Origin of the sequence: Bacteroides togonis (assembly GCF_900130135.1) — a bacterium.
Taxonomy (GTDB): domain Bacteria; phylum Bacteroidota; class Bacteroidia; order Bacteroidales; family Bacteroidaceae; genus Bacteroides; species Bacteroides pullorum.
This window is the reverse complement of record NZ_LT670820.1, coordinates 1,858,339-1,875,989: the sequence shown is the minus strand read 5'-3', so window position 1 is coordinate 1,875,989 and position 17,651 is coordinate 1,858,339. Positions and strand designations below refer to the sequence as shown.

The window sequence follows — 17,651 nt, the reverse complement described above, 5'->3', positions numbered from 1 at the left end:
GACTATTCCTTAGTGTAAATATTAAAGGAGGTTTTGAGCGAAGCTAATGGATAATGGATAATTAATTTCGGCCGCATTTTTAATTTTCAATTCTCCATTATCCATTCTCCATGATTACAGCGGACTGCCTCCTTCGCCGTCGTCCTCGCCGCCGGGTTCGGGTTCAGGGGTGGTGTCTTCTTCAAGGGCGCCGCCGGCGGTGTAGACGGTCAGCTCGGTCAGGCGGGCGGACTTGCGCAGCTCGGCGTTGCTCCAGGTCTTGGTGTTGCGCACGTTCAGGTGGACGCCCGTGATGAGGTTGGTGGTCCAGGCTTCGGCCGTCTCGGCTCCCTTCGAGGAGATGCCCACGGAGAAGAGGCCCAGGTCGCCCAGGCGGACGGACTTTCCGTCGAGCACCAGCTCCTTGAGGCAGGCGAGCATGTCGATGAGTACGCCGTGGATGACGCCGCGCGAGTAGGGCGAGTTGTGTTCAGAAATGTGGGTGACGAAGTCTTCGAATTCTACCGTGCGGTCCTGCACGGCGCGGGCGTACCACTTGGCGGCTCCGTCGGGGTCCTGCGGCGACTTGGCCGCGTAACGTCTGTACTTCAATGTTCCGATTGTTGACATAGCTTTGTTGTTTTAAATTAGTGTTTGGTTAATTGAAAATCTTCTTCAATTGATAATTGAGATTTGAAAATTGAAAATTAATTCCGGCCGCATACTTCATTTTCCATTCTCCATTGTCCATTATCCATTGACACAGGCAAATATAGAGCCTTTCACCCGTGCGGCCAAAAACAGAGTATCGGTAACTTCTAAAAATCTGTTAACAAAATCGAGGCTTCGTGTTAATAAAAACAATACATTGATTTTCAATGCGAAAACCGATGTTTTCGTGCGCAGAAAGCGGTGCTTTCCGTTTTGCGGCGCGGCGTGCGCGTTCTACATCTGCGTGACGCCACTGTTTTTGATTTTCTTTCGTAACAAGTCTGGTTTGCTCTGTGCCCGAGTGGAGACAGCGGAAATCTTACACCTGACAAATGACAATTAATGATTTGTCAGAATCATATATGAAGAAAACGGGTATGAAAGTTATTATATATAATATATATAAATATATATTATATATAATAAAATATATTTACACATAATCCCGTCATTCTCATTTTGTTCGCGGAGTGAGAATGAAAAATGGAAATTTGCTAATTGTCATTTGTCAGGTGTAAGATTTTGTTGTCTTTATTTTTATCCTAAAATAGTTTTGTATTTCATTTATATTTCTAACTTTGCAAATGGCACAGGCGGCACCAAAGGTCTGTGGATGCAAATGAAAAACATGGAACAGGTCAGACACATTACCCCCGGCGAACCCACTCCACGCGAACGCTATCTGGACGCGCGCGTTTCCGAACTTCTGCGCGTGCTGGAAACCCTGAGAGAGGAACTCTTCTTCACTCGGGCTGACCTGAAACGTGCTTCCGAGGAGCGGGAGAGGCTGGCCCGTGCGATGGAGGAGGAACAGCGGGGAAATGTGTCGCGTGACGAGCGCATACAGGCCCTGAGTGACGAGCTGGAGCGCCAGAAAGCCGATTTCGACCGGCTGAAGGCCGACTTCGAGCGGCAGGGGCAGGTGGAGCGGCACACCTTGTCTGAATGGCTGGACCTGGTGGAGCGCCTGCCCTCTTCGCAAAATGCGGAGGCGGTGCTGCTCGTCAATGCGCTGCTGCTCATCTACCGCCATCCCACCGATGAGGAGTTTGCCCGTCTCCGGCACTTGGGGCATAAGGAGTCGGGGCCGGTTGTGGCGTTCGCAGCGCCCGTGTACGACGTGAGCGGCAATACCCACGTATCCATCGAAATGCCGCCCGCATCCCAGGAATCCTGATTAGCCAAGAAATGAAATAAAAATATATGTACTCATGAAAGACCGTTCAGCTGAAAAACGCTCTGAAAGCACGTCCCGCTCCCACACGCCGGGCGGCATCTCGTTCAACGGGAGTGTGACGTTCAACGCGCCCATGTTTGACATCCACGGCAATACCAATGTTTACATCGCCATGCCCGAGGCTTCTGCGTCGGAACAGTCCCTGTCCGAAGAACAGGCCGGGGCGGAGGAGCGGCTGGAAGGCGGCGGGGAGGTTGCCGCCCCGCTCGAAGTCCTGCGCTCGGCCCGCGCCGAGGCTCTGCTGTCCCGCCTTGTGAAAGCTGGCCTCGTGGACGAGCGCTGGCAACCCCTTTCGCTCTCGAACCCCGAGAAGGGCGTGCTGGCTTCCCTGCTGGCCGACCGGCTGGACCTGCCCACTCCCTGGCAGACCTTCGGCGGCCTGTGGGGCATGAAGTCGGAAACCCTCCGCTCGGCCTACAACCTGGGGATGGGACAACGCAAGACAATGGCGTTCATGGAGCGGGTGAAGGGGGTGATGGAGTGATGAAGCGCTTCCTGATTCAGGCAGAATGTTTCTACAAAACAATCGATATTTCTGTGTTTTAATTAACTTTGCGTTCGATTATGAATAATATCAGATAATATCTTATGGTAGAGGAATATAGTCGTTATGAAAATTTGACAAATGAATATGTGAGTGATGTGCTTGCCGATTGCCAACTTCCTTTATTCCCTCAGGTAAAAACGGACACTAAGGGTAAATTGAGAGTCTTATCTCTTTTTTCGGGATGTGGAGGTATGGATATTGGTTTTGAGGGAGGATTTATTTGTCACAAGAAATCAATAAATCCAAGAAGCGAATGGATTGAAGAAGAACTTAATGCCAATTGGGTAAGAGTAAAAGAAACAAATTTTAAAACAGTGTTTGCTAATGATATTTTAGAAGAGGCTAAAGCGACTTGGACATCCTATATGTGCAGAAGGGGACACACGCCAGATTCTTATCATTTGGAAAGCATTGTAGATATTGTGAAACGTCATCAACTAGGCTTTGACGAACTGCCTTCCGATGTAGATATTGTGACCGGTGGATTCCCGTGTCAAGATTTTAGCGTGGCCGGAAAACGAAAGGGTTTTGATTCAAATAAAGATCATAACGGTAAAATGCGAATTGGTAATGTTCCTTCTGAGGAAACTCGAGGAAAACTCTATTTTTGGATGAAACAAGTTATTGATATAACAAAACCTAAAATATTTATCGCAGAAAATGTAAAAGGACTTGTTAATCTTGGTGATGTGAAAGACATTATTCAAGGAGATTTCGCTTCGGCTGATGATAATGGGTATATCGTTTTGAAGCCGCAAGTTCTTCATGCCGCTGATTATGGTGTACCCGAATCGCGTGAACGTGTTATCTTTATCGGTATAAGAAAAAATGCGTTGAAAGATGCTGCTTTGAAAGCGCTTGAGAGCGAGATAATACCTATCGAATATAATCCGTATCCTGAACCTACGCATGCTTATAATTATAAGGGGGACAATTTAGCCGAACCAGTTGTATGTGAAGATGTTTTTGAAGGATTATTAGAACCGGAATTCTCATACGATCTTTCGCAGAAATATTATTCGAAAGCTAAGTATATGGGAAAACATTGTCAAGGACAAAAAGAAATTTCTTTAAAAAAAATAGGGCCTACTATACGATCTGAACACCATGGGAATATAGAATTTCGGAGACTTTCTTTGGAACATGGAGGACTTATTGAGCAGGAGTTGATGGCGGGAATGCAAGAACGAAGACTTACTCCTAGAGAATGCGCAATGATTCAGACGTTTCCGCCTGATTATTCTTTTGTCAGGTATAAATCGTATTCTAAATCAAAATTTATCGTAAGTTCCTCTGGCGCCTATAAAGTAATAGGAAACGCTGTACCTCCGATTCTTGCTTATAATATAGCCATGAGAATTCAATCTTTGTGGAATTTATATTTTAAATAAAATGGATTCAGATAATATAATATCGATACGAAAACGTGATTTATCGTTAGCAAATGATGTGTTTGCTGATTTTATGAATAAAATTGAAACTGAACTCAATCATAGGGCTACTTCTGATCCGGCGTATTTCCGCTCTTTGAATTCAAGCCAATTGGAAACTATTTCTGTAAATTGTATGAGAGAAGTCGCCCCTTCCACCCCTTTTAGACCTGAGGAGATAAAACTCGTTTCTGGTATGTCTTTTCCCGACATTGTCGCTGAAACATATTATGGAGTTGAAGTAAAATCTACACAATCGGATCATTGGAAATCTACAGGAAGTAGCATCATAGAAACTACTAGGGATAAAAATGTCGAAAATATTTATATGTTATTTGGAAAATTAGGCGGTAGTCCTGAATTTCGTTGCAGGCCTTATGAGGATTGTCTATATGATATTACAGTGACGCATTCTCCAAGGTATTTGATAGACATGAATATAAATAAAGATAGTACTATATTCGCAAAAATGCATACTACATATAATGAGTTACGGACGTCAAGGGATTCTATCGCACAGGTTAGGAGGTATTATAGAGATTTGATAAAAACTGAACAGAGAAAAGAAATGCCTTGGTGGTTAGATGAAATTGAGGATAGATCCAATAATTTGATAATAAAGCATATAACTTCACTAAGTATAGAAGAGAAACAAAAAATAATGGCTCAAATCTATATGCTATTTCCTGATTGTATGATTAATGGGAATTATATGGAGCCGGCTATGTGGCTTGTCGCATATCATAAAATAGTTTCTCACAATATGCGTGATTACTTTAGCGCAGGAGGCAAGGCTCGTTATTTAAACGGTACGAAGTTAAGTATTCCCGTTCCGGCTATTGTTAAAAGATTTTTGGATTATGCGCCTTTAATAAAGAGCGAAATTAATCATATGATGTCGGAATTGGATATATTTAATCCAGAGCTTTTAATGGATGGTGAGCCGTATCTAAATTGGGTAAATCAGGTAGATGATTTGTTGATAAAAAGATATGGTCAGACTGTTCATTTTAAACAATGGGCATTAAATGGAGATAAATTGGAAGTTCAAGGCAATGGTTGATAAAATGTCTCCTCAGCAACGTCACCGTTGTATGAGTAAAATCAGAAGTGTGGATACTGGCCCGGAAATAATTGTTCGGCAATGGATTTGGCGGGAAGGTTTCAGATACAGGCTTCATGTGAAGTCTCTTCCTGGAACTCCTGACATTGTTATTCGTAAATTAAAAACAGTTATTTTTATAAACGGATGTTTTTGGCATGGACACATAGCTGGCGAATGTTATAGACCCGCAAAATCAAATGTTGAATTTTGGACGTCAAAAATACGTCGAAACCATGAAAGAGATATACAAAATTATTTGCGTTTAAAATCTGAAGGTTGGCATGTCCTTGTTGTTTGGGAATGTCAATTGACAAAAAAAAGGCGGATAGATACATTAAGGGCGTTATCCCTAAAACTTGGAGAAATTCTTCTCGAACTAAATGGGGCGAAACAGTATGCAACTGAATATAAAAATAACATTTCACTTGTGGCTGAGCCGGATGAAATGTATGGAAACAATCGGTAGTTTGGCTCCAGTTTTATTTGATAATCTTATTCGTACCCACTACGCCGTACCCACTACGTAGTGGGTTTTTCATTTCCTGATACCCTAACTTTGCCCCCGTAAGCCACTAAGAAAGGCTTGCGGGGGCATTTCGTTTTGGATGCCTCCAACCATTAAAACCAAAAACGAATATGGAAAAGTTAGTAACCATTCTCGAACAATTTCCCCTCTCGGCCCGCCCCTACACAGCGAAGGACGGCACGCCGATGGTGTTCAACTCGCGCGGCTTCCTGCTGACCGACGGTATCGACGAATTCTACGCCGAAATGACGGGCGACGCCGCACTGGCCTGCCCCGACTACGACCGGAACATGCTTCACAAGGTGCAGGCCTGCATTAAGACCCGTGCCTACACGGACAAGAACGGCGCGACGCGCTACGAGAACCAGGTGGTCATCATGAAATTGGTTTGAGCAATGTACAAAGAACAATTCTCAATTATCCATTAACCAACTGAGTCGGGGATGTCGGTGAGGGAATCTCATGAGATACGGGTGGCCACCTTCTCTTCCTCTTCCTCCTCACAAAACATTTTTCGACTATGATTATCCAATTACAACTTAGCGACAAGGCCTACGAGCGCCTTCTCGCATCGGGCAGCCGCCTGCAGGGTACTATCGGCCTGGTAAATCCCAACGAGGGAAACTTCAACGAACATGTGCGTCACACTTCGGTCGGCAATGGTGACTACAAGTACATCCGCCTGCGCCACGGACGGGCCAGCGTGGATCCCAAACGAGTGAGACTCGCTTTGAACATTAGCCTAGACGAGGCGGACATCACGCCGGCAGACATTCTCATGGACGAAAGCCGGCAGGCGAGCGACTTTGTGGACCGTGTGTTCGACACCGAGTTCTGATTTTTTCACCACAGATTACACAGATGACACGGATTATAATTGCTTGATAATCTTATTAATCTGTGAAAATCTGAGTAATCCGTGGTAAAACTTAAATTATCTTTTATCCATTCTCAATTATCCATTAAAGCAATGAAGTTCGGAATAAGCAATAACGTAAAGAGCCGGGTGGTGCGCGAATGCACCCCCGAGCTGTTCCACCAGGCAATGCGTTCGGAGCTGGTGGCGGAGGTCTGCGCCGAGATAGCGGACGGACTGGAGCGGCTGCGTCGCGGCGAGCTGACGAAGGAAGAGTATGACACACTGAAAGCGGGGCTGAAGAAGCGGCTGCCCATCTTCACGCCGCACGCCACGTTTCGCAACGGGCGGCGACTGAACGCCGACGCCGTGCCCAGCGGCCTGTCGATGTACGACGTGGACCACCTGCCCAATCCCCGCGGCTACTGGGAGGAGAAGCGGCAGGAGCTGGAGGCCAGGGGTGTGATGCGCTACGTGGTGCTGGCCCACATCACGCCCAGCACCGAGGGGCTGCGGCTGTTCTTCATCATCCCCGCGGGGATGGACCTGGCCGAGGCGCAGCGGTGGATGTCCCAGCAGATGGGCGACGGAAACTATGACGTCAGCGTGAAGGACTATGCGCGCTCGTCGTTCGTAGTGCCCGAGGGGTATGTGCTCTACCTTGACGAGGAGAGGCTGTTTAATGGAGAATTGAAAATTGAAAATGGAGAATTGCCTGCTTCCACCAATCCTTCCGTAGGGACGCACCATGGTGCGTCCGATGACGACGCCCATGCCGCCGAAACGCCCCACACGGACGCACCGTGGTGCGTCCCTACATTTAAGGGGATACCATATAGTCATATTATTCAACAATGGTTCAAGTTGGCAGGTGGTGAACCTGTACAGGGCGAGCGCAACGACAAGCTCCACCGCCTGGCTTCGCACCTGCGATATATTGCGGACAACGACGAGGCGCTGCTCCTGCAAGTGATGCCACGCTACGGCCTCTCCGAGGAGGAGATGAGGGGGCTGATACACTCCGCCTGCTCGGCCAAATGGTATTCGATGCCGAAGATGATGCGACAAGCACTGAATAATGGAGAAATGTTTGCGGATGACGAAGAAAATAATTCTCAATTATCCATTCTCAATTCTCCATTGCCCAAGCGCTTGCCCGCCTTAATCAAACTATTGGTGAGCCGCACGCCCGATGTTTATAAACCTGCCGTGGCGCACGCCGTCTTCCCCTCGCTAGGCGCGCATCTGCACAAAGTACGCTTCCGCTACATCGACAACGTGGAGCACGAAGCCACCTTGATGAACGTGCTGATGGCAGGCACAGGCGCGGGCAAGGACTGTATTTCGGAACCCATCAACCGCATCATGGCCGACATCCGCCGCCGCGACGAGGACAACCTGCGACGCGAGCGGGAGTGGAAGAACGAAGTCACCTCGAAGGGCGCCAACAAGGACAAGCGCCAGCGACCCGAAGGCTTGATCATCCAAGAGATTGACGCGGATATGACGAACCCTGCCTTCGTGATGCGCATGGCCGAGGCCGACGGGCACTTCCTCTACACGAAGCTGAACGAGATCGACCAGTTCGACGCGTTGCGTGGAAGCGGACGGGGCAGCCAACAATTCCAAATCATGTGCCTCGCCTTCGACCCCGGCAACCGCTACGGGCAGACGCGTGTGGGCGTGCAGAGCGTGACGGAGAAGGTGACTATCCGCTTCAACTGGAATGCCGCCACGACCATTCAGAAGGGTAAGCGCTATTTCAGCCGTGTACTGACCGATGGGCCGATAAGCCGCATCAACTTCTGCACCATCCCCGAGCGCGAAATCGGCGCGGACATGCCCGTCTATGGCACGTATGACGCCGCCTTCGACGAGGAACTCCGCCCCTACATCGAAAACCTCGTGAAGGCCCAGGGATTGATAGATTGCCCGCAGGCCTACAAGTTGGCGCAGACGTTGAAGGAAGAGTGTGCCGACTTCGCCCGCCTCTCGCAGAGCCGCGTGTACGAGAACCTGTCGTTTCGTGCGAACGTGATTGCCTACCTGAAGGCCTGCGTGCTCTACGTGGCCAACGGCTGCCAGTGGGACAAGACGTTCGAGGACTTCATCCGCTGGTCGCTCCAGTACGACCTGGCTTGCAAGATGGAGTTCTTCGGGGCGGACATCGAAAGTGCCATGAGTGAGGTGCGGAACGAAGGCAAGCGCCACGGACGAGTCAATTTGTTGACTTTGCTTCCTGACGAGTTCACTCATGCCGATGTCGTGCGCGTGCGCCAGTCGCAGGGTATGGATGCCGAAGGTACGCGTAACATGCTCTGGCAATGGACACACCGCCATTACATTACAAAACTTACAATTGACAATAAACAAATCTACCAAAAGACGGAACAATGGAAATGACATTGACAAGAACCGCCAAGCGTAAGACCTACACGATAGGCCGCCTGGAAATAGACGGAGTGTACTTTTGCGACACGCTGGAGCCTGCGTGGCGCGACCTCGGGCCGGGACGTCCGGGACATAAGATAGCGGGGCGCACGGCCATCCCCGAAGGACGCTATCCGGTGGTCATCACCTGGAGTCCCAAGTTCGGCCAGTGGCTGCCCCTGCTGCTCCACGTGCCTCTGTTCGAGGGTATCCGCATTCATGCGGGCAACACGGCCGCCGATACGGCAGGTTGTATCCTCGTGGGCGAGAATCGCAAGGTGGGGCATGTGTTGAACTCCACGCGCAACGTGAACTTGTTGAAGCGTCGCATCGTCGAAGCCAAGGAGCGGGGCGAGGGCGTGTGGATCACGGTGAAGTGAAGAAACGGAAAAGGCGTCGTCCTGCCGCGGGGCAGGGGCGCCTGCCTTTTTTATCGGGGCGTCCCCTTCCGACTTTCAGCAGAATTTCCTACCTTTGTTTTCATGAACCGATTTTATACTTCCGTTGAAATGCCCGAGGGGCTGCCGCGATTTTCAGGGCGCGAGCGGCTGCTGCTGATGGGCTCCTGCTTTGCCACGAACATCGGCACGAGGCTGGTGGAGGCGAAGTTTGCCTGCGACGTCAATCCCTACGGGGTGCTCTACAACCCGATGTCCATCTCCGCCGCCCTGCGCGAGGCGCTGGAGGGGAAGGTCTATCGGGCGGACGACTTGCAGGCGTATGGCGGCTTGTGGCACAGCCCGATGCACCATGGCGACTTCTCCGCCCCGACGGCCGAGGAGGCGCTGGAGCGCATCAACACGCGCCTGGAGGTCCTGCGCGAGGAGCTGAAGGGGCTGGACGTGCTGGTAGCGACGTGGGGGACGGCGTGGGTGTACGAAGACGCGCAGACGGGCTGCATCGTGGGCAACTGCCACAAGAGGCCCGAACGCTGCTTCCGCCGCCGGCGGCTGACGGTGGAGGAGGTGGCAGACGACTGGTGCGACCTCGTCAGGCGGCTGAGGGCGGTGAACCCGCGCCTGAGGGTGCTGCTGACCGTGAGCCCCATCCGGCACTTGCGCGACGGGCTGCACGCCAACCAGCTGAGCAAGGCTACCCTGCTGCTGGCCGCCGACAGGCTGGTGGAGGCGATGCCCGACGTCGTGGGCTACTTTCCCGCCTACGAGCTGCTGAACGACGAGCTGCGCGACTACCGCTTCTATGCGGCGGATATGGTGCACCCCTCGGACGTGGCGGTGGACTACGTGTGGCAACGCTTCTGCGAGGCTTGCCTGACGGACGAGGCAAGGCGGGTGATGGACGAATGCGACGCCATTCGTAAAGACTTGGCACACAAACCTTTCCGTCCGGACTCGGATGGCTATAAGAAATTTTTAGAACAAATTTTGTTAAAAATCGACCGACTTAACGAAAAATACCCGTACTTAGACTTCGAAAAAGAGAGAATGACATGTCGTATCCGATTGAACAAATAGCAGAAATGATCGGAGCCCGACGCATTGGCGAGGCTCCGGCTACCATCGACTGGCTGCTGACTGACAGCCGCTCGTTGAACTTCCCCGAAGAAACTTTGTTTTTTGCCCTTCCAGCCAAGCGCAACACGGGGGCGAACTATATACCCGAACTCATCGAACGGGGCGTGCGCTGTTTCGTGGTGAGCGAGGAAGAGTATGAGAGTAATGAAGAATTAAAAATGAAGAATGAAGAATTGTCTGTAAGCAATGAGAATTCTTCATTCGGAAGCAAGGCTTCCATTCTTCATTCTTCATTGAATTTTCTCCTTGTTCCTTCGCCCCTGAAGGCTTTGCAGAAGTTGGCGGAGCTGCACAGGGCGCAGTTCAGCATCCCCGTGGTGGGCATCACGGGCAGTAACGGCAAGACGGTGGTGAAGGAATGGCTCCACCAGCTGCTGGGCGACGACCGTCGCATCGTGCGCTCGCCGCGCAGCTACAATTCGCAGATCGGCGTACCCCTGTCCGTCTGGCAGATGGGGGCGGACGACGAGCTGGCCATCTTCGAGGCTGGCATCTCCGAGCCGGGCGAAATGAGGGCGCTGGAAGCCATCATCAAGCCGACCATCGGTATCCTGACCAACATCGGAGGCGCCCATCAGGAGAACTTCTATTCGTTGCAGGAGAAGTGTATGGAGAAGCTGACGTTCTTCAAGAACTGCGACGTGCTGATCTACAACGGCGACGACGAATTCATCTGCAACTGCGTGGCCAAGTCACTGCTTTCCGCGCGAGAGATAGCGTGGAGTCGCAAGGACCCCGAACGGCCGCTCTTCATCTCGAAGGTGGAGAAGAAAGACGACTGCACGCTGATAGCCTACCGCTATCTGGACATGGACAACCAGTTTACGCTGCCTTTCATCGACGATGCTTCCATCGAGAATTCGCTGAACTGCTTGGCGGCTTGCCTCTACCTGATGCTTCCGCCGCAGAAGATCAAGGAACGGATGGCGCGGCTGGAGCCGGTGGCCATGCGTCTGGAGGTGAAGGAAGGCAAGAACGGCTGCCTGTTGATCAACGATAGTTATAACAGCGACCTGGGCTCGCTCGACATAGCCCTCGACTTCCAATACCGGCGCTCGCAAGCCAAGGGGCTGAAGCGCACGCTCATCCTGTCCGACATCCTGGAGACGGGGCAGAATGCATCGACGCTCTATCGGCGCGTGGCCCAGCTGATGAACAGCCGCGGCGTGGAGCGCATCATCGGCGTAGGGCCGAACATCTCGTCGTGTGCCTCCTGCTTCGGCATCGAGAAGGCTTTCTATCCCGACACGCAGGCATTGCTCAAAGCCATTGCCCGCGGCGAGCTGAAGTTGGAAAAGGAGCTGATCCTGATAAAGGGTGCGCGCAAGTTCGGCTTCGACATCCTGAGCGAAAACCTCGAACGGAAGGTGCACGAGACCATTCTGGAGGTGAACCTCGGCGCGATGGTGGCCAACCTGAACTACTACCGCAGCAAGCTGAAGCCTGAGACGAAGATGGTGTGCATGGTGAAGGCATCGGCCTATGGGGCTGGTTCCTACGAGATAGCCAAGACGTTGCAGGAAAGGCACGTAGACTACCTGGCCGTGGCTGTGGCCGACGAAGGGTCGGAGCTGAGAAAGGCAGGCATCACGGCCAACATCCTCATCATGAACCCCGAAATGACGGCCTTTAAGACGATGTTCGACTACAAGCTGGAGCCTGAGGTCTATAGCTTCCATCTGCTGGACGCCCTTGTGCGCGAGGCGGAGAAAGAAGGTATCACGAACTTCCCCATCCATATCAAGCTGGACACGGGCATGCACCGTTTGGGCTTCGCGCCCGAAGAGATGCCCGAGCTGGTGAAACGCTTGCGCGGACAGAATGCCGTGCTGGTGCGTTCGGTTTTCTCCCACCTGGTGGGCAGCGACTCTCCTGTGTTCGACAGCTTCACGCGGCGGCAGATAGAGACCTTCGAAGCGGCGGCAAAGGTACTTCAGGACGCTTTCCCCCACAAGATCTTGCGCCACATCTGCAACTCGGCAGGCATCGAACGCTTCCCTGGTGCGCAGTTCGACATGGTGCGTCTGGGCATTGGCCTCTATGGCGTCAGCCCGATAGACAACTCGATACTGGACAACGTCAGCACGCTGAAGACCGCCATCCTGCAGATACACGACGTGCCGCAGGAGGATACTGTGGGCTATAGTCGCAAGGGACATCTGGAGCGTCCTTCACGCATCGCCGCCCTGCCTATAGGCTATGCCGACGGCCTGAACCGACGCCTGGGCAACGGACATGCCTACTGCCTGGTGAACGGACAACGGGCGCCCTACGTGGGCAATATCTGTATGGACGTGTGCATGATCGACGTGACGGACATCGATTGCAAGGAGGGCGACGCGGTGGAAATCTTTGGCGACCACCTGCCTGTGACGGTCCTCTCCGATGTGCTCGAAACCATCCCCTACGAGGTGCTGACGAGCGTGTCTACCCGTGTGAAGCGAGTGTATTATCAGGATTGAGAAACAAGGGGCAAAGCTGTATGGAGAATGGATAATTTTTCTATCTTTGCCCCCAAATAGAATAGAAAAAAAAGAAAACCATGACAAACTTACTTTTATTAAGCTTCTTGCCTAGTGGCTCTGAATGGATCATTATTGCAGTTATCTTCCTGCTGCTCTTCGGCGGCAAGAAAATCCCCGAACTGATGAAGGGATTGGGCAAGGGTGTGAAGAGCTTCAAGGAAGGCGTGAACGAAGCCAAGGAAGAAATCAACAAGGCCCAGGAAGATCTCAACGAGCCGGTCAAGGATAAGAAATGACCTGAAGCATGTCGGACGACAAGGAACTGACTTTCTGGGACCATCTGGACGAATTGCGCAAAGTGCTCATCAGGGTGCTTTGTGTGTGGTTCGTATTGGGTGTGGGCTACTTTATAGCTATGCCCTACCTGTTCGACAAGGTGGTGTTGGCCCCCTGCAACAACGACTTTGTCTTCTACGACCTGCTGCGCTACATCGGTGAACGCCTCCAGCTGAAGGACGACTTCTTCACGCAGGAGTTTCACGTGAAGCTGGTCAACATCAACCTGGCAGCTCCTTTCCTGATACACATGTCTACCGCCTTCTGGATGTCGGTAGTGACAGCTGCACCCTATCTTTTCTACGAAATATGGCGTTTTGTCAGTCCCGCCCTCTATCCCCACGAGCTGCGTGGTGTGCGCAAAGCCATGTTGATAGGGGCGGGGATGTTCTTCGTGGGCGTACTGATAGGCTATTTCATGGTCTATCCGCTGACGCTTCGTTTCCTTTCTACCTATCAGCTCAGTTCGCTCATCGAGAACCAGATTTCGCTGAACTCTTACATCGACAACTTCATGATGCTGATTCTCTGCATGGGATTGGCTTTCGAACTGCCTTTGGTGACGTGGTTGTTGTCGTTGCTGGGCATTGTGCACAAGCGCTTGTTGCGCAAGTATCGGCGTCATGCGGTGGTGCTCATCGTCATCGTGGCGGCTGTCATTACGCCTACGGGCGATCCCTTCACACTGGCCGTAGTGGCCATACCGCTCTACCTGCTCTACGAGCTGAGCATCCTGATGATCAAGGACAAACCGGCGGAAGCGGAAGAATAGGCAGATTTTATCTAATTTAACGGACAGCGCATGGCGTTGGTACACTCTTTGCAAGAGGGAGGTCGATTTTTGAATTCGATTGTTTAACCATCTAAAAAAAGGAGGAATGCCTTATGGGAGCCGCTGGAAACAAAAAGCCGAAAAAACCAAAAGATAAGCATCATGTACCCGCTTACGAGAAGGAAGAAGCCTTGAACGAGGCCAGCAAGAAGCCGAGAAATCAGAAGAAGTGAGAAAGGCAGGACAAATTAATGTTCTGGTGTGAATGACACGGATAGCATGATAGGATATCTGTGGAAATCGCTATCTTTGCCTTCATGGAAAATGAAGTGAAGGAATATTACGACCGATTGCTGGATGCTTGCAGGGACGATGTGCCCCTGGAAGTGGCTTACAGACAATTGCGCGAACTGCTGGAGCAACTATGCCGCACACAGATGTCGGACGGCAGTTTGCAGATGACCGACCTTTCCGCCCGCATCAGCTACGTGGCGGCGAAAGTCGGCCTTTCTGTTGTAGAGCAGAACCGCCTGCACACTTTTCGCCTGACGTCTAATCGTGTGCTCAATCGCGAAGAAGAGCCTGTGCGCGACAATCTGTTGCGCGACGTGAAGACGCTGGCTTTCTTCGTCAAACTCCTGACGCGCGAGGATATCCCCGACGCCCTCTACCGCCTCCTGCCACGCGCCGACGCCACCTACGTGGTGATGCCCGTGGGACGCCGCGTGAAGCGCATGCGCGTGTGCTTTCAATACGCCGACGACACCTACCTCTATGTACAACCCCTCGACACCCTGGCAGACGAATGGCTCAAGGTGCGCTACAACGTGCCCGACGTGAACGAAGAGTTCAGGGAGACGTGTGAACTGTTGTGGCGCCATGCGCAACTCAACCTGCTGGATGTGGTGGTGGACGAGGAGGGAGTGCTGACACCCTCGTTCATCATCCTGGAGCCCGACTATCTGATCGACATCAGCTCACTGGCCGAATGCTTCAAGGACTACGGACACCATCCGGCCAACTACATCCTGGCCCGCCTCCAGCCGTCGGACAATACGTGTCCGCTGCTGCTGGGTAACATCGCCAACCTCTTTCTGGACGAATGGATACATGTAGAAGGCGAACCCGACTACCTGGCGTGCATGAAGAAAGCCTTCCGCACCTATCCGCTGGAGTTGGCCGCCTGTGAGGATCTGCGTGAGGCGGCGAAGGAAAGGCAGTTCTTTGCCGATTGCCGCCTGCACTTCGAGAACATCCGTCGGACGGTGAACGAGACCTTTCCCGCCCCCGGCTATGGGCTCGACAAGAGCGACGCCGTGCTCGAGCCGTCGTACATCTGCGAGGCACTGGGTCTGCAAGGACGCCTCGACTACATGCAGCGCGACATGACGTCGTTCATCGAAATGAAGTCGGGCAAGGCCGACGAATATTCCATCCGCGGCAAGGTGGAGCCGAAGGAGAACAACCGTGTGCAGATGCTCCTCTATCAGGCCGTGCTGGAGTATGCGATGGGGAGAGACCATCGGCGGGTGAAGGCCTACCTGCTCTATACGCGCTATCCGCTGCTCTATCCCGCCCGGCCGTCGTGGGCGATGGTGCGCAGGGTGATGAACGTGCGCAACCGCATTGTCGAGGCGGAGTATGGCATCCAACTACGAAACAACATCGAATATACGGCCTATAAATTCAAGGACCTGCAACCCGACGTACTGAACGAACGCAAGCTGGACGGCAGGTTTTGGCGCGACTACCTGTGTCCGCCTATCCAGCGTCTGGCGGAGAAATTGGCCGCCTTGTCGCCGTTGGAGAAAAGCTATTTCTATACGCTTTACAACTTCATCACGAAGGAACTCTATACCTCGAAATCGGGCGACGTAGAGGGCCTGAGCCGCACGGGGGCTGCTTCTTTGTGGCTTTCTACCCTCGACGAGAAATGCGAGGCGGGCGAAATCATCTACGACTTGACCATTCAGGACAACCATGCCGCCGACATCCACAAACCTTACCTGCAACTGGCCAGACGGGGTGGCGGGGAAGAAGCGTTGGCCAACTTCCGCGCAGGCGATGCCGTGGTGCTCTACGAGCGCAATTCGGAGCAGGACAACGTGACGAACAAGATGGTGTTCAAAGGCAACGTGGAGTACATCTCCGAACAGACGATCCGCCTCCGCCTGCGTGCTTCGCAACAGAATGCGGGCGTGTTGCCGGCCGATAGCCGCTATGCGGTGGAGCACGACTACATGGACACGACTTTCCGCAGCATGTATCAGGGGCTTTCGCTCTTCCTGTCTGCCACGCAGGGGCGTCGCGACTTGTTGCTGGGGCGTCGTGAACCAGCCTTTGACGAGAGCTTTGACGGGCAGATCCGTGCGGCGGCGGACGATTTCGAACGCATCACCCTGAAGGCGCGGGCGGCTCGCGACTACTTCCTGCTGGTGGGCCCGCCAGGGACGGGAAAGACCTCGCGTGCCTTGCGAGGGATGGTAGAAGCCTTTTATGCGGAGGGAAAACAGATCCTGCTCTTGTCGTACACGAACCGAGCCGTCGATGAAATCTGCAAGGCCCTGTCGGCCATCAATCCTTCCATCGACTACATACGTCTCGGCAGCGAACTGGCTTGCGAGGAGACTTATCGTCCGCATCTGATTGAAAATGTGCTGGAAGATTGCGCCAATCGTCGCGCCGTGCAGGAGCGCATCGTGCAGTGCAGGGTGTTTGTAGGGACAGTGGCCACGCTCTCGACCAAGGGCGACCTGTTCCGCCTGAAGCGCTTCGACGTGGCGTTGGTGGATGAGGCTACGCAGATATTGGAACCTCAGTTGCTGGGCCTGCTTTGCGCACGAAGCGCGTCGGGCGGAGATGCCATCGGCAAGTTCGTGCTGATAGGCGACCACAAGCAGCTGCCTGCCGTCGTCCAGCAGGCGTCTGAACATTCGGAAGTGCATGACGAAGAGTTGCGCCGACTGGGCTTGTACAACCTGAAGGACTCGTTGTTCGAGCGCCTTTACCGCCACCTGACAGCACAGGATGAGGCCGATGATGGAAGTGGAGGCGTGGCGGGTCGTTGCCACGACATGTTGCGCCGCCAGGGGCGAATGAACGCCGACGTGGCCCAATTCCCCAACCGTGCTTTCTATGGAGGCCTGCTCGAAGTGCTCGGACTTGACCACCAGCGGGGCGATCTGAAGTTGGCGCCTTGTCTGCGCGACCATCCGCTGGCTTCCGTGCTGACCAGGCGGGTGGCTTTTCTGCCCTCTGTCGTGGATGTTTCTCTGAAGTCGGTCAAGACCAATGCGTCGGAAGCCAGGTTGGCAGCCGCCTTGAGCGAGGCTGTCTACAGGCAATACTCGGCATGCTCGACTTTCGACTCTGCGAAGACGTTGGGCATCATCACGCCCTATCGGAGCCAGATTGCCTTGATCAGGGCTGAGCTTGCCGCCTTGGGGATACCTGCCCTGAACGACGTGGCCGTGGACACTGTAGAGCGCTTTCAGGGCAGCGAGCGGGATGTTATTATTTATTCCTTCTGCGTGAATCGTGCCTACCAGTTGAAGTATCTGGCCAATGTGACCGAAGAGAAAGGAGTGGTGATCGATCGGAAACTGAATGTGGCTTTGACCAGAGCTCGTATGCAGGTGTTCATCATAGGCGTGCCTCAGTTGCTGAATCAGAACCTTATTTATGCGGATTTGCTTCGTTTTTGCAAAAATTAATCGGTGAAT

Annotated in this window: 15 protein-coding genes; 14 read left to right on the top strand and 1 reads right to left on the bottom strand. The window is 52.6% G+C overall.

Features of this window, described 5'->3' with window-relative positions:
* Positions 1–114: 114 nt before the first annotated feature.
* Positions 115–609, bottom strand: coding sequence for an HU family DNA-binding protein (locus BQ8005_RS08135; RefSeq protein ID WP_075317705.1), 495 nt, complete (start codon positions 607–609; stop codon positions 115–117).
* Between the two features lie 586 nt (positions 610–1,195).
* Here BQ8005_RS08135 and BQ8005_RS08130 point away from each other — a divergent pair.
* From BQ8005_RS08130 to BQ8005_RS08060, 14 genes are all read left to right on the top strand, one after another.
* A complete protein-coding gene (locus BQ8005_RS08130) occupies positions 1,196–1,867 on the top strand; it encodes a hypothetical protein (protein ID WP_159436229.1) in 672 nt (223 codons plus the stop codon).
* Positions 1,868–1,901: 34 nt separating this feature from the next.
* Positions 1,902–2,411 carry a hypothetical protein gene (locus BQ8005_RS08125; protein ID WP_075317703.1) on the top strand — a complete coding sequence of 170 codons (510 nt, stop codon included), beginning with the start codon at positions 1,902–1,904 and terminating at the stop codon, positions 2,409–2,411.
* A gap of 104 nt (positions 2,412–2,515) precedes the next feature.
* Positions 2,516–3,865 (top strand): DNA cytosine methyltransferase, encoded by a 1,350-nt coding sequence (locus BQ8005_RS08120; RefSeq protein WP_083610526.1) that lies wholly within the window; start codon positions 2,516–2,518, stop codon positions 3,863–3,865.
* Position 3,866: 1 nt separating this feature from the next.
* Positions 3,867–4,967 carry a hypothetical protein gene (locus BQ8005_RS08115; RefSeq protein ID WP_075317702.1) on the top strand — a complete coding sequence of 367 codons (1,101 nt, stop codon included), beginning with the start codon at positions 3,867–3,869 and terminating at the stop codon, positions 4,965–4,967.
* Entirely contained in the window at positions 4,933–5,475 is a 543-nt protein-coding gene (locus BQ8005_RS08110; protein WP_234984019.1) for a very short patch repair endonuclease, read from the top strand. Before BQ8005_RS08115 ends, BQ8005_RS08110 begins: the two co-directional genes overlap by 35 nt.
* A 170-nt stretch (positions 5,476–5,645) precedes the next feature.
* The gene (locus tag BQ8005_RS08105) at positions 5,646–5,927 is read left to right on the top strand and encodes a hypothetical protein (RefSeq protein ID WP_075317701.1); all 282 of its coding nucleotides are present in this window, start codon (positions 5,646–5,648) and stop codon (positions 5,925–5,927) included.
* A gap of 128 nt (positions 5,928–6,055) precedes the next feature.
* The gene (locus tag BQ8005_RS08100; RefSeq protein WP_075317700.1) at positions 6,056–6,373 is read left to right on the top strand and encodes a hypothetical protein; all 318 of its coding nucleotides are present in this window, start codon (positions 6,056–6,058) and stop codon (positions 6,371–6,373) included.
* 132 nt (positions 6,374–6,505) lie between these two features.
* Positions 6,506–8,794: a BT4734/BF3469 family protein gene (locus BQ8005_RS08095; RefSeq protein ID WP_075317699.1), complete on the top strand. Its 2,289-nt coding sequence runs from the start codon at positions 6,506–6,508 to the stop codon at positions 8,792–8,794.
* Positions 8,785–9,201, top strand: coding sequence for a DUF5675 family protein (locus tag BQ8005_RS08090; RefSeq protein WP_075317698.1), 417 nt, complete (start codon positions 8,785–8,787; stop codon positions 9,199–9,201). Before BQ8005_RS08095 ends, BQ8005_RS08090 begins: the two co-directional genes overlap by 10 nt.
* A 102-nt stretch (positions 9,202–9,303) precedes the next feature.
* Positions 9,304–10,296 carry a GSCFA domain-containing protein gene (locus tag BQ8005_RS08085; protein ID WP_075317697.1) on the top strand — a complete coding sequence of 331 codons (993 nt, stop codon included), beginning with the start codon at positions 9,304–9,306 and terminating at the stop codon, positions 10,294–10,296.
* On the top strand, positions 10,272–12,818 hold the full coding sequence (locus BQ8005_RS08080; protein WP_075317696.1) for a bifunctional UDP-N-acetylmuramoyl-tripeptide:D-alanyl-D-alanine ligase/alanine racemase: 2,547 nt from the start codon (positions 10,272–10,274) through the stop codon (positions 12,816–12,818). Before BQ8005_RS08085 ends, BQ8005_RS08080 begins: the two co-directional genes overlap by 25 nt.
* An 80-nt stretch (positions 12,819–12,898) precedes the next feature.
* On the top strand, positions 12,899–13,117 hold the full coding sequence (locus BQ8005_RS08075) for a Sec-independent protein translocase subunit TatA/TatB (RefSeq protein WP_021847010.1): 219 nt from the start codon (positions 12,899–12,901) through the stop codon (positions 13,115–13,117).
* An 8-nt stretch (positions 13,118–13,125) separates the two neighbouring features.
* Positions 13,126–13,929 (top strand): twin-arginine translocase subunit TatC, encoded by an 804-nt coding sequence (tatC, locus tag BQ8005_RS08070; protein ID WP_021847011.1) that lies wholly within the window; start codon positions 13,126–13,128, stop codon positions 13,927–13,929.
* A gap of 317 nt (positions 13,930–14,246) precedes the next feature.
* The gene (locus BQ8005_RS08060) at positions 14,247–17,642 is read left to right on the top strand and encodes a DEAD/DEAH box helicase (RefSeq protein ID WP_075317695.1); all 3,396 of its coding nucleotides are present in this window, start codon (positions 14,247–14,249) and stop codon (positions 17,640–17,642) included.
* Positions 17,643–17,651: the final 9 nt, after the last annotated feature.

Excerpts from the sequence above, each read along its gene's own strand:
- BQ8005_RS08135 (WP_075317705.1), bottom strand. The coding sequence starts at position 609 with ATGTCAACAATCGGAACATTGAAGTACAGACGTTACGCGGCCAAGTCG.
- BQ8005_RS08125 (WP_075317703.1), top strand. The coding sequence starts at position 1,902 with ATGAAAGACCGTTCAGCTGAAAAACGCTCTGAAAGCACGTCCCGCTCC.
- BQ8005_RS08120 (WP_083610526.1), top strand. The coding sequence starts at position 2,516 with ATGGTAGAGGAATATAGTCGTTATGAAAATTTGACAAATGAATATGTG.
- BQ8005_RS08115 (WP_075317702.1), top strand. The coding sequence starts at position 3,867 with ATGGATTCAGATAATATAATATCGATACGAAAACGTGATTTATCGTTA.
- BQ8005_RS08110 (WP_234984019.1), top strand. The coding sequence starts at position 4,933 with ATGGAGATAAATTGGAAGTTCAAGGCAATGGTTGATAAAATGTCTCCT.
- BQ8005_RS08105 (WP_075317701.1), top strand. The coding sequence starts at position 5,646 with ATGGAAAAGTTAGTAACCATTCTCGAACAATTTCCCCTCTCGGCCCGC.
- BQ8005_RS08100 (WP_075317700.1), top strand. The coding sequence starts at position 6,056 with ATGATTATCCAATTACAACTTAGCGACAAGGCCTACGAGCGCCTTCTC.
- BQ8005_RS08095 (WP_075317699.1), top strand. The coding sequence starts at position 6,506 with ATGAAGTTCGGAATAAGCAATAACGTAAAGAGCCGGGTGGTGCGCGAA.
- BQ8005_RS08090 (WP_075317698.1), top strand. The coding sequence starts at position 8,785 with ATGGAAATGACATTGACAAGAACCGCCAAGCGTAAGACCTACACGATA.
- BQ8005_RS08085 (WP_075317697.1), top strand. The coding sequence starts at position 9,304 with ATGAACCGATTTTATACTTCCGTTGAAATGCCCGAGGGGCTGCCGCGA.
- BQ8005_RS08080 (WP_075317696.1), top strand. The coding sequence starts at position 10,272 with ATGTCGTATCCGATTGAACAAATAGCAGAAATGATCGGAGCCCGACGC.
- BQ8005_RS08075 (WP_021847010.1), top strand. The coding sequence starts at position 12,899 with ATGACAAACTTACTTTTATTAAGCTTCTTGCCTAGTGGCTCTGAATGG.
- tatC (WP_021847011.1), top strand. The coding sequence starts at position 13,126 with ATGTCGGACGACAAGGAACTGACTTTCTGGGACCATCTGGACGAATTG.
- BQ8005_RS08060 (WP_075317695.1), top strand. The coding sequence starts at position 14,247 with ATGGAAAATGAAGTGAAGGAATATTACGACCGATTGCTGGATGCTTGC.